Below are 11,951 nucleotides of genomic sequence, written 5' to 3'. Positions count from 1 at the left end.
GCAGAAGAAATACACATTCTGCGCGACATTTTTAATTTGCTTATGAAATTTGTTTCACGGTGCGTATACTATATAAAAATACGGTATTGTCCTCGCGCGGATTCGGCACGAGCTCCGCTGTGAAGATTGCCTGCGGTTCCGCCTCGTTCTCGTCGCGGATGAGCGCTGCCGTCACGGTGTACACATCTCCGCTTTTCACACAGTTTTGTATGTCCACGGAAAAGCCGCCGCCGCTTATAGGCCGCGCATAGGTGTCGCTGTTCGCATCGTACGAAATCTCACCCGAAAGCGAGTCGGGAATATCCGGCAGGTCTTCATTTGCGGCGCTTTCGAATAGTCCGCTCACAATTTCTTCCATCACCCCGCGAGAGAGCACCAGCGCGCTGCCGGTCGTCTCTGCGCTGTAAAACGTCATGCCGCAGTTGTCCACCGCAAAGGCCGTGGTCTGCCAAAAGTAAACGGGATCATTCGCGTCAAACGCCATGCCGTTCATCTGCGCCAGAATGTGTGCTTCCAAAAGCGGCGCCATCGCTTCAATCTCCGCAGTAATCTCTGCGTTTTCGCTTACCTCGTTGCTTTCCGGTGCGGGAGATGCGGTGGATTTTACCGTCGGCTCGGCGGTAGGCGCTGCCGTTGCGGTCGCTTCGGGGGAAGGCGTCGGCGTTTCCGCTACGTGCTCTGAAGCCGCCGCGCTGCTCACACTTTGTGTGTTTTCCGCTGTGCCGCAGGCGGCCGCAGAGAGCGCAAGCGCCGCAGAAAGCACGGAAGCTAAAATCGTTTTTCTAAGCTGCATGTGCTTTTTCACTCCTTTCAGCCGTTTTTTTAAGTATAAGACACTTTTAGCACAAAACTGTGAACGCCGTTTGAATTTCGTGCATTGTGCAAAAATTTTTCATTTCCGTGAACATTTCGGAAATACGCTTTACAAATCGGGGTCTGTCATGTAAAATAAGTATAAGTATAAATCTGTGCATTTGCAAATTGAAAAAATTTGCGGGTGTGCGTCATAGGATATGGAATACTAAAGAATCGAGGATGAACGTATGAATTTGAAGTACAAAAGAGTTCTTTTAAAGCTCAGCGGCGAATCGCTTTCCGGCAAGATCGGTCACGGCATCGATTTTGACACTGTTGTCAAGATCTGCGAGCCCATCAAGAAGATCGTGGATATGGGCTGCGAGGTCGCCATCGTTGTGGGCGGCGGCAACTTCTGGCGCGGCAGAAGCAGCGGCAGCATGGACCGTACCCGTGCAGACCACATGGGCATGTTGGCTACGGTCATCAATGCACTCGGCGTGGCGGACGGCCTCGAGCAGGTCGGCCTTGACGTGCGCGTACAGACAGCTATCGCCATGCAGGAGGTTGCAGAGCCGTACATCCGCAACCGTGCGGTGCGTCACCTTGAAAAAGGCCGCGTTGTCGTGTTTGGCTGCGGCACGGGTAACCCGTACTTCTCCACCGATACCGGCGCAGCGCTGCGCGGTGCAGAAATCGACGCCGAAGTCATCTTAAAGGCGACCATGGTTGACGGCGTTTACGACAGCGACCCGAAGAAGAACCCGAACGCAAAGAAGTACGATCATCTCACGTATATGGAAATCCTCAATCAGAACCTGCAGGTCATGGATATGACGGCCGCTTCCTTCTGTAACGACCGTGGCATCCCGTTCCTTGTGTTCAGCATTGAGGACCCGGAGAACATCGTCCGCGCCGTCTGCGGCGAAAACGTCGGCACGGTCATCACGAAGGACTAAAGCTTTTTAGGGGAGAAGCCTTGTGCGCCCTGATAAAGAGCACACAAAACGTATAATGAAATAACAGATAGGAGAATATACTTATGAAGGAAGTATTGGCAAAAGCAGAAAGCAAAATGGGCAAAACCATCGCGAGACTCGAAAGCGACTACGCCGCTATCCGCGCAGGCCGCGCAAACCCGGCTGTGCTCGATAAGGTCATGGTCGATTACTACGGCGCACCCACGCCGGTCAACCAGCTTGCAGCCGTTTCCGTTGCGGAGGCACGCGTGCTGACCATTCAGCCGTGGGACGGTTCCGTCTGCCGCGCCATTGAGCGCGCCATCCAGACCTCGGACATCGGCATCAACCCGCAGTCCGACGGCAAGACCATCCGCCTCATTTTCCCGCCGCTCACCGAAGAGAAGCGTAAGGATATCGTGAAGGACGTCAGCCACATGGCAGAAGAAGCGAAAATCGCCCTGCGTTCCATCCGCCGCGACGCTATGGAAAAGCTGAAGGCGATGAAGAAAGACGGCGAACTGACCGAGGACGACCTGAAGCAGGCGGAAAAGAAAACGCAGGAGCTGACGGATAAGTACGTAAAGCAGGCAGACGAACGCTCTGCCGCAAAGCAGAAGGAAGTTCTCACCCTGTAAGCAAAAGGAAGGCTCCGAAATGGCATTTGGAAGTAAAGAAAACAAAACGCCCGTGCAGGTGCCGGCACATATCGGCATCATCATGGACGGCAACGGTCGTTGGGCTAAAAAGCGTGGTCTGCCGCGTACGGCGGGCCACACGGCGGGCGCGCAGAATTTCCGCACCATCACGCGGTATGCATCGTCTATCGGTGTAAAATATCTCACGCTCTACGCGTTTTCCACGGAAAACTGGAGCCGCCCCGCAGAGGAGGTCTCTGCGCTGATGAAGCTTTTCCACCAGTACCTCGAGGAAGCGCTGCGCGACTTCATGAATGAGAATATCCGGGTGCGCTTTATCGGCGATATTTCCGCTTTTGCGCCCGACTTACAGGCGCTCATTCATCGCGTGGAGGAAGCGAGCAGCGTGAAGACCGGCATGGTGCTGAACCTCGCCATGAACTACGGCGGCCGTGCAGAGATCACCCGCGCGGCACGCATTTTGGCAGAGCGCGTCAAAAACGGCGAGCTTTCGCCCGAGGACATCACGGAGGAAACGCTTTCCGGCGCTATGTACACCGCCGGCCAGCCTGACCCGGATCTCATCATCCGTCCAAGCGGCGAAGAGCGCATCTCAAACTTCCTTTTGTGGCAGAGCGCCTATACCGAATTTGAATATTTTGATATTCTCTGGCCGGATTTCAAGCCGAAGCACTTGGACGAAGCCATTGAAAAGTTCAACAGCAGACAACGCCGTTTCGGCGGTGTATGATTTTTTGCAGTGCGGGCGGCACATGCCGCCCTGTACCGCGTTTCTATTACATTCCGAACGGTGAAAGGAAACCATAGGTATATGAAGGACAGAGTTTTATCCGGTGTCACGCTGGTCGCATTTTTCATGGCAATCGTCGTGTTCAACCGCTCTTTTCCGCTGGCACTCAATATTGCCATTGCGTTTATCTCCGCGCTCGCTGTTTTTGAAGTCATCAAGGCGCTGGAACTTTCCGACCGCTGGTATATCACGGTTCCCAGCATGACAGCTGCCGTGCTGGTGCAGTTCTGTGAATTTCAGCAGGCAAATATCTTTATTTATTCCGCGTTCACGGCGTGCATTTTCTGCGCGCTGCTGCGCCATCACCGCGAGATCACTTTTAAAGAAATGGCCGTTGTGTACAGCATGGTCGTTTTGATCCCACTCGCGCTGCAGACTATCGTTCTGGTGCGCACGTTGAGCGACCAGCACGGCATGTTCTACGCGCTCGTGTGCGTATTCTCCGCATGGATTCCGGACGCAGGCGCGTTTTTCGCCGGCAAACTCTTCGGTAAGCACAAGCTGTGCCCGGAGATCAGCCCCAAAAAGACTGTGGAGGGTCTCATCGGCGGCGTGTTGTCCAGCGTCATCATTTTGCAGCTCGTGGGTCTCATTTTCACCTACGGCATTTACGGCGGCGAACGTCAGGCAAACTGGCTCTCGCTCTTAATCATCGGCTTTTTCGGCGCGTTTGTGTCCGTGCTCGGCGACCTCAGCTTTTCGCTCATTAAAAGAAGCTGCCACATCAAAGATTTCGGCAGCGTCATTCCGGGCCACGGCGGTATTTTGGACCGTTTCGACAGCGTGATTTTCACCGCACCGTTTGTCTACATGGTAACGATGCTGCTGCCGATCGTGTCGTAAGAAAGGATGGGTCTGCATGAAAAAGTTAGCTTTGCTCGGCTCTACCGGGTCCATCGGCACACAGGCGCTCGATGTTGTGCGCTGTATACAAAAGGAAGGGGAGCACGCCGTTAAAGTGGAGGCGCTCGCTGCCCATTCCAATATTCGGCTTCTGGAAGAGCAGATCCGGGAATTTAAACCGCAAGCAGTTGCGGTTTTTGATTTGGAAGCTGCTTCTAAGCTCCGCGCTGCCGTCCGCGACCTCAATGTGAAGGTGTACAGCGGCATGGAGGGCCTTTGTGCCCTGACGGAGCTGGAAAGCGTTGATATCGTTTTAAACTCCGTCGTGGGCATGGTGGGTCTCAAGCCGACCTTAACGGCACTCGAAGCCAAAAAGCAGATGACGCTTGCGAATAAGGAAACGCTCGTCGCAGGCGGTTCACTCGTCATGAAGACCGCCAAAGAAAGCGGCATCGAAATTCTGCCCGTAGACAGCGAGCATTCTGCCATTTTCCAGTGTTTGCAGGGCATGTACAAAAAGTGCGACTTAAATAAAATCATCTTAACGGCGTCCGGCGGTCCGTTCTTCGGCAAAAAAGCCGGGGAGCTTCAGCATATCCGCCCCGCAGACGCCTTAAAGCACCCGAACTGGGACATGGGCGCGAAGGTTACCATAGACAGCTCCACGCTTATGAATAAGGGGCTCGAATTCATCGAAGCCAAGTGGCTTTTCGATATGGAGCCGGACGACATCGATGTTGTTGTGCACCGTGAAAGCATCGTGCACTCGCTCATTGAGTATAAAGACCACTCCGTCATCGCGCAGCTCGGCGTGCCGGATATGCGCATTCCCATCCAGTATGCGCTTACCTACCCGCGCCGCTTCCCGTCGCCTGTAAAGCAGTTGAATTTGGCCGATTGGCAGAAGTTGACGTTCTATGCGCCGGACGAAGAAACCTTTACGTGCTTCGGCGCGTGCAAGCGTGCCATTCGCCGCGGCGGTACATTGCCCGCGGCGGTCAACGGTGCAAACGAAGCCGCTGTTGCGCTGTTTTTAAAAGAAAAAATCGGCTGGCAGGACATCGGCGAGCTCGTGTGCCATGTAGCCGATACATTTGAAACCGCGCCCGTTACAAGCGTGGAGGACGTTTTGGAAGCTGACCGCAAAGCGCGCGCCTATGTGCTGGAGCGCTGCGGGGAGAGCGCAAGATGAGCACGGTGGTGCAGGGCATCCTGCTCGCCGTTATCGGCGTATTGCTCTTCGGGCTCATCATTTTCATCCACGAGTTCGGCCACTTTTTCACAGCGAAGCTGAGCCACGTGTGCGTCAACGAATTCTCCATCGGCATGGGGCCAAAGCTTTTCTCGTTCACCCGCGGTGAAACGCAGTATTCCCTGCGGCTTTTGCCCATCGGCGGCTACTGCGCCATGGAGGGTGAGGACGAAAAAAGCGACGATCCCCGCGCGTTTGGCAACCGTCCCGTTTGGCAGCGCATGATCGTGGTCGCGGCGGGCGGCATCATGAATATCCTGCTTGCCGTTTTGCTGATGATGGTCATCTGCGGACAGGAAGACCGCTACGCCACCATGCAGATTGCCGGCTTTGCGGAAAATTCTGCGTTTGAAGCCGCCGGCGTGGAGGTGGGCGACGTCATCACCTCCATCGACGGCTACACCGTTCGCACAGGGCAGGATCTTTCCTTTGCTTTAAGTATGGCGGCGCTTGATTCCACAGACGGCACCGCGGCGCTTGACCTCACCGTAAAGCGCGGCGAAGAGACCGTCACCTTTAACGATTTGACCATCAACACAACATCTGCGGACGGCAAGCAGTACCGCGCCGTGCTGGATTTCTACGTGTTGGGCGAAGAAAAAACGCCGTGGACGCTCATCAAAAACGCGTTTGCGGATACGTACTCCACCGTGCGCATGATCTTCAACAGCCTCATCGGCATGGTGACGGGCCGCTTCGGCTTTAAAGAGCTCGCAGGTCCGGTCGGTACGGCGCAGGCAGTCACGCAGGCCGCAAGCGCGGGGCTTAAGCAGAGCTTCGGCGCGGCGGTCAACAACATCGTGTACATCATGCTTGTGATCTCCGTGAACCTCGGCATCGTGAATTTACTGCCGCTGCCGGCGCTCGACGGCGGACGGCTTGTGTTCCTCATCATCGAAGCGATCTTCCGCAGGCCGGTTCCGGCAAAGTACGAACGATGGGTGCACGCAGGCGGCTTTGCACTGCTCATCTGCCTGATGCTCGCCGTCACGTTCCAGGACATCATGCGCATCGCAACAGGCGGATAAGGGAAAGGACGATACAATGAAACGTATTTCAAAACAGGTCATGGCGGGCAATGTGAAAATCGGCGGCGGCGCGCCCGTCACCGTGCAGTCCATGCTGAACGTGCCCTCCACCGATATAGAAGGCAGCGTGCGGCAGGCGGTCGCACTGGAAAAAGCCGGCTGCCAGATTCTCCGCGCTGCCATCCCCGATATGGATGCCGTGCGGCTGATCCCCGCCATCAAAGAGAAAATTTCCATTCCGCTCGTGGCGGATATTCATTTCGATTATAAGCTTGCGCTTGAAGCTGCAGCGGCGGGCGTGGACAAAATCCGCATCAATCCCGGCAACATCGGCGGCGATGACCGCGTAAAAGCCGTCGCGACCGTGTGCCGCGAAAAGAAAATCCCGATTCGCATCGGCGTCAATTCCGGTTCGGTCGAAAAGAGCATCCTCGCAAAGTACGGCGCGCCCACAGCGGAAGCGCTGTGCGAAAGCGCACTTTACCACGCGTCTTTGCTCGAAAAGTTCGATTTCACGGACATCGTCATCTCTCTGAAATCCTCCTCGGTCGATACGAATATCAAGGCGTATGAAAGGATCGCGGAGCGCTGCGATTACCCGCTGCACCTCGGCGTGACGGAAACCGGCACGCTGCGCATGGGGATCGTCAAGTCCGCCATCGGCATCGGCAGCCTTTTGCAGCGCGGCATCGGCGATACGCTGCGCGTTTCCCTGACGGCCGACCCCGCAGAGGAGATTCGCACCGGCCGCGATATTTTGAGCGCGCTCGGTCTGCGCGGCGGCGTAAAGCTTGTTTCCTGCCCCACCTGCGGCAGAACACGTATCGATCTCATCGGCCTTGCCAATAAGGTCGAAAAGGCACTCGAATACGTTGATAAGGACATCACCGTTGCCGTCATGGGCTGTGTTGTCAACGGCCCCGGCGAAGCGCGCGAGGCCGACCTCGGCGTTACCGGCGGCAAGGGAGAGGGCCTCATTTTCAAAAAAGGTCAGATCATCCGCAAGGTGCCGGAAGCTGAGCTTCTGGACGCCCTGATGGAAGAGATCGACAAGCTTTAATTTGCAATAAAACAGGCTGTGCCGGGCGGTACGGCCTTTTTGCATCATCTCACACCATAAAAACACAGACCATTCTACATAGGAGAGATGCGCTTGAAAACATTAGGCGATCTGCTGAAAAGCGCCGGCTATACGCCGAAAGACGGCGTCGCTGCCGGTCAGATCGAAAAAATAGAGATACACAGGGAAAACCGTTTGGTGCGCCTGAAAACGAAGTTTGAAGCCTTCGTGCCGTACAGCGACCTGCGCGAGGTAAACGGTATGCTGCACGAGCGCATTCTGCCTGATATGCGCGTGGAGCTTGCCCCCGCATTCCCCGCTCAGGCGTGGCAGGAAAGCTGCGTTACCTCCGTTTTGGAGCGTGTGCGCGAGCTCGACGCAAGCTTAAACGGCACATTTAAAGACGCAGGCTGCACCATAAACGAAAATACCCTTACAATAGAGCTGCTGCACGGCGGACTCAATCTGCTCGAAAAGCGCCATACCGACCGCGCCATCAGCGAAACGGTGCAGGAGTGGTTCAGCGTGCCCGTTACGGTGACGTTCACGGGCAAAACAGAGCTGCAAAACGGCGACGAATCCGTCATCGAGCGATTGCACGTCGAGGAAGAAAAGCGTGCGCGCGCCGCCGTCATCGAAGAAATGGACCGCTACGAAGCCGCCATGAAAGAGAAAGCTGCGAAGTGCCGCGTCAGTGTGCGCGAGGGCAAATCGCTCATGCCGCAGATCATTCTGGAGACCGCGCGCCCCATTCTCGGCAATCTGCCGAAAAAGGAGCCGGTACCGATTTCCGAAGCGACCATCGAAGCCGGACGTATCACCGTTTGGGGCGAGGTGTTCGACATCGAATCCCGCGAAACGCGTGACGGCTCCCGCAAGATTTATTCCATCGACATTACCGATTACACAAATTCCATCACGTTAAAGCTCATTCAGCAGGCGAACGACTGCTCAAAGATCGATGCCATCAAAAAGGGTACGGCGCTGCTCGTGACGGGCTCCGTGGAGTACGATAAATACGACCGCGAAAACGTTATGCGCCCGAACGCCATTGCCCGCGCGGAAATGGTGGAGGTCGTCGATACCGCCAAAGAAAAGCGCGTAGAGCTGCACCTGCATACGAACATGTCCGCCATGGACGGCATGACCCCCGCAGGCGAGCTTATCGACCGCGCCTATAAATGGGGGCAAAAGGCCCTCGCCATCACCGACCACGGCGTCGCGCAGGCGTTTCCGGATGCCATGAACGCGTGGCTCAAGATCAAGAAGGGCGGCGGCGAATTCAAGGTCATCTACGGCGTGGAAAGCTACTTTGTAAACGACCTCGTGCCCGCCGTCACCGGCGAGACCGATAAGCCGCTCAATACGGATTACATCTGCTTTGACCTCGAGACCACCGGCCTTTCTTCGGGCAAAGAACGCATCACGGAGATCGGCGCGGTACGCGTGCATAACGGCGAAATCACCGAATCTTTCAATACATTCGTCGATCCCGAAAAGCCCATTCCCGCAAAGATTACGGAACTCACCGGTATCACGGATGAAATGGTCGCGGGCGCACCGAAAGAGGAAGAAGCCGTGCGCAAATTCTTTGAGTTCTGCGGCGAAGACGTGATTCTTGTCGCGCACAACGCAAATTTTGATACCTCGTTCCTGCGCGCCGTGTGCAGCCGCCACGATATGACGTTCCCGTATGTGTATATCGATACGGTCGCCATGTGTCGCTCCATGCTGACGGACATCAAAAACTGCAAGCTCGATACGGTCGCGAAGTATTTAAAGCTAAAGCCCTTTAATCACCATCGCGCGTGCGACGATGCCGCCGTGCTCGGCGAGATTTTTATCAACCTCATCCAGCGCCTCGTCGATGATTTCAAGCTGACAGATGTCAAGCAGATCAACACCGCACTCGCGGGCGGCGACCCGAAAAAGCTGCCGACCTACCACCAGATCATTCTCGTTAAGAACTTGGTGGGTTTAAAGAATCTCTATAAGCTCATCTCGTTTGGCCACCTAAATTACTTCTATAAGCGTCCCCGCACGCCGAAAAGCGTTTTGAACCGGTACCGCGAGGGTCTCATCATCGGCTCCGCATGCGAAGCGGGCGAGCTGTTCCGCGCCATTACGCGTGGCGAGCCGTGGGAAAAATTACTCGAGATTGCTTCCTACTACGATTACCTCGAAATCCAGCCGCTTGGCAATAACATGTTCATGGTGCGCAACGGCTCGTGCGATATCGAGCAGTTAAAAGAGTACAACCGCACCATCGTAAAGCTCGGCGAAAAGCTGAAAAAGCCTGTTGTCGCAACGGGAGACGTGCACTTCAAAGACCCGAAAGACGCCGCAGGCCGCGCCATTTTGATGGCGGGTCAGGGCTTCACGGATGCCGATGAGCAGGCGCCGCTCTACATGCGCACCACGGACGAAATGCTGAAAGAATTCGACTATCTCGGCAAAGAAAAAGCGTATGAGGTTGTCGTCACCAATACGAACAAGATCGCCGATATGATCGAGGAAATCCGCCCCATCCCGGAGGGTGTTTTCCCACCGTTCATCGACGGCGCAGAGGAGCAGCTGAACTCCATTACGTGGGCGCGCACCAAGGAAAAGTACGGTGACCCGCTGCCGGAGATCGTCGAAAAGCGATTAAAGCGCGAGCTCGGCTCCATCAACAAGCACGGCTTCTCCGTTTTGTACATGACGGCGCAAAAGCTCGTGGCAGACAGCGAAGCGCACGGCTATCTCGTCGGCTCGCGTGGCTCCGTCGGCTCGTCGTTCGTCGCGACCATGTCCGGCATCTCGGAGGTTAACCCGCTGGAGCCGCACTACATTTGCCCCAAGTGCAAATACAGCGAGTTCATCACGGACGGCAGCTACCTTTCCGGCTTTGATCTGCCGCCGAAAAAGTGCCCGCGCTGCGGCGAAGATCTCGACCGCGACGGCCACACCATCCCATTCGAGACGTTTCTCGGCTTTGACGGCGACAAAACGCCGGATATCGACCTCAACTTCTCCGGCGAATACCAAAGCGGTGCGCACCGCTATACGGAGACGCTGTTCGGCCGCGAAAACGTCTTCAAGGCCGGCACCATCGCAACCGTCGCGGATAAAACCGCGTTCGGCTACGTGAAAAAGTATGCCGAAGAACGTTCCCGCGTGCTTTCCCGCGCGGAGGAAAAACGCCTTTCCATTTCCTGCACGGGCATCAAACGCACCACGGGCCAGCACCCCGGCGGCATGGTCGTCGTGCCAAAGGGCAAAGAGGTCTACGATTTCTGCCCGGTGCAGCACCCCGCAAACGACCAGAATTCCGATAACATCACCACGCACTTCGACTTCCATTCCATTCACGATACCATTTGTAAGCTGGACGAGCTCGGCCACGATGTGCCGACCATCTACCGCTATCTCGAAGATTACACCGGCATTCCCGTCATGAAGGTCTCCATGAGCGACCCGGCGGTCATGTCGCTGTTTACGTCCACGGAAGCGCTCGGCGTCACGCCGGAGGACATCGGCTCGTTAACGGGCACGTTCTCTTTGCCGGAGTGCGGCACGCCGTTCGTGCGCCAAATGCTCATCGATGCCCAGCCGAAGACATTCTCCGACCTTCTGCAGGTCTCGGGTCTGTCCCACGGCACGGACGTTTGGATCGGCAACGCGCAGGACCTCATCAAAGGCGGCACCTGCACCATCGCCACCGTCATCGGTACGCGAGACAGCATCATGACCTACCTGCTCTTAAAGGGCCTTGAGCCAAAAATGGCGTTTAAGATTATGGAAATCACCCGTAAGGGCAACGCGAAAAAGCTTTTCACGCAGGAGCACATCGCCGCCATGAAGGAGCATAACGTGCCGGATTGGTACATCGAGTCCTGCTATAAGATTAAGTACATGTTCCCGAAAGCGCACGCTGCCGCCTACATGATCGCGACGCTGCGCCTCGGCTGGTACAAGGTGCATTATCCCGTGGAATACTACGCGGCGTACTTTACCGTGCGCAGTGAAGATTTCGACGGCGCCACCGCCGTGCAGGGGCGTGCCGCCGTACAGCGCCGTATGCGCGAGCTGGAGCAGAAGCAAAAGGAGCACCAGTCCACTGTCAAGGAAGACGCGGCGTATTCCACATTCCAGATCATCAACGAAATGCTGTGCCGCGGCATCGAGCTTTTGCCGGTCGACCTGTATAAATCCGATGCGAAAAAGTTCCTTGTCGAAGACGGCAAGATCCGTCTGCCGTTCTCGTCCCTGCCCGGTGTGGGCGAGGCGGCGGCGCACAGCTTGTATGAAGCGTGCACGGGTAGCGAGGAGTTCATCTCCATCGACGAAGTGCAGTCCCGCGCCAAGGTCTCCAGCGCTGTTATCGACGTTTTAAAAAGTGCCGGCGCACTGCAGGGTCTGCCGGACAGCAGCCAGACATCACTGTTTTAATGCCATTAGGCGGACGCAAGAAGTTGCTTCCGCCTTTCTGCATATCTATGCGTATATACGTGTATACACAAAGCAGGGAAAGTCTTGACAAGCGCACAGCTACATGATATTATTGTAACACGTCATTACATTAA

The 11,951-nt window shown here is 55.8% G+C and carries 9 protein-coding genes; 8 read left to right on the top strand and 1 reads right to left on the bottom strand.

Features of this window, described 5'->3' with window-relative positions:
- Nucleotides 1-40 precede the first annotated feature (40 nt).
- Nucleotides 41-793 carry a hypothetical protein gene (locus ACLTX1_RS10930; protein WP_412330924.1) on the bottom strand — a complete coding sequence of 251 codons (753 nt, stop codon included), beginning with the start codon at nucleotides 791-793 and terminating at the stop codon, nucleotides 41-43.
- A gap of 250 nt (nucleotides 794-1,043) precedes the next feature.
- Between ACLTX1_RS10930 and pyrH the strand changes: the two genes are divergently transcribed.
- From pyrH to ACLTX1_RS10890, 8 genes are all read left to right on the top strand, one after another.
- A complete protein-coding gene (pyrH, locus tag ACLTX1_RS10925; protein WP_176821411.1) occupies nucleotides 1,044-1,754 on the top strand; it encodes a UMP kinase in 711 nt (236 codons plus the stop codon).
- Between the two features lie 83 nt (nucleotides 1,755-1,837).
- A complete protein-coding gene (frr, locus tag ACLTX1_RS10920; RefSeq protein WP_176821412.1) occupies nucleotides 1,838-2,392 on the top strand; it encodes a ribosome recycling factor in 555 nt (184 codons plus the stop codon).
- A 19-nt stretch (nucleotides 2,393-2,411) separates the two neighbouring features.
- The gene (locus ACLTX1_RS10915) at nucleotides 2,412-3,143 is read left to right on the top strand and encodes an isoprenyl transferase (protein ID WP_176821413.1); all 732 of its coding nucleotides are present in this window, start codon (nucleotides 2,412-2,414) and stop codon (nucleotides 3,141-3,143) included.
- 81 nt (nucleotides 3,144-3,224) lie between these two features.
- A complete protein-coding gene (locus ACLTX1_RS10910) occupies nucleotides 3,225-4,046 on the top strand; it encodes a CDP-archaeol synthase (RefSeq protein ID WP_176821414.1) in 822 nt (273 codons plus the stop codon).
- A 16-nt stretch (nucleotides 4,047-4,062) separates the two neighbouring features.
- On the top strand, nucleotides 4,063-5,238 hold the full coding sequence (locus ACLTX1_RS10905) for a 1-deoxy-D-xylulose-5-phosphate reductoisomerase (protein ID WP_412330923.1): 1,176 nt from the start codon (nucleotides 4,063-4,065) through the stop codon (nucleotides 5,236-5,238).
- Nucleotides 5,235-6,326 (top strand): M50 family metallopeptidase, encoded by a 1,092-nt coding sequence (locus ACLTX1_RS10900; protein ID WP_308448806.1) that lies wholly within the window; start codon nucleotides 5,235-5,237, stop codon nucleotides 6,324-6,326. The genes ACLTX1_RS10905 and ACLTX1_RS10900 overlap by 4 nt, the downstream gene beginning before the upstream one ends.
- A gap of 16 nt (nucleotides 6,327-6,342) precedes the next feature.
- Nucleotides 6,343-7,386, top strand: coding sequence for a flavodoxin-dependent (E)-4-hydroxy-3-methylbut-2-enyl-diphosphate synthase (gene ispG / locus ACLTX1_RS10895; RefSeq protein WP_176821416.1), 1,044 nt, complete (start codon nucleotides 6,343-6,345; stop codon nucleotides 7,384-7,386).
- Nucleotides 7,387-7,479: 93 nt separating this feature from the next.
- Nucleotides 7,480-11,817 (top strand): PolC-type DNA polymerase III, encoded by a 4,338-nt coding sequence (locus ACLTX1_RS10890; protein ID WP_412330922.1) that lies wholly within the window; start codon nucleotides 7,480-7,482, stop codon nucleotides 11,815-11,817.
- Nucleotides 11,818-11,951 lie beyond the last annotated feature (134 nt).

The sequence above is a fragment of the Hominenteromicrobium sp. genome (assembly GCF_046974225.1).
GTDB lineage: Bacteria > Bacillota > Clostridia > Oscillospirales > Acutalibacteraceae > Hominenteromicrobium > Hominenteromicrobium mulieris.
This window is presented reverse-complemented; position numbering and strand designations above follow the sequence as displayed.

What these genes read in the sequence shown, in the direction of transcription:
- ACLTX1_RS10930 (WP_412330924.1), bottom strand. Translation starts at nt 793, where the DNA reads ATGCAGCTTAGAAAAACGATTTTAGCTTCCGTGCTTTCTGCGGCGCTT.
- pyrH (WP_176821411.1), top strand. Translation starts at nt 1,044, where the DNA reads ATGAATTTGAAGTACAAAAGAGTTCTTTTAAAGCTCAGCGGCGAATCG.
- frr (WP_176821412.1), top strand. Translation starts at nt 1,838, where the DNA reads ATGAAGGAAGTATTGGCAAAAGCAGAAAGCAAAATGGGCAAAACCATC.
- ACLTX1_RS10915 (WP_176821413.1), top strand. Translation starts at nt 2,412, where the DNA reads ATGGCATTTGGAAGTAAAGAAAACAAAACGCCCGTGCAGGTGCCGGCA.
- ACLTX1_RS10910 (WP_176821414.1), top strand. Translation starts at nt 3,225, where the DNA reads ATGAAGGACAGAGTTTTATCCGGTGTCACGCTGGTCGCATTTTTCATG.
- ACLTX1_RS10905 (WP_412330923.1), top strand. Translation starts at nt 4,063, where the DNA reads ATGAAAAAGTTAGCTTTGCTCGGCTCTACCGGGTCCATCGGCACACAG.
- ACLTX1_RS10900 (WP_308448806.1), top strand. Translation starts at nt 5,235, where the DNA reads ATGAGCACGGTGGTGCAGGGCATCCTGCTCGCCGTTATCGGCGTATTG.
- ispG (WP_176821416.1), top strand. Translation starts at nt 6,343, where the DNA reads ATGAAACGTATTTCAAAACAGGTCATGGCGGGCAATGTGAAAATCGGC.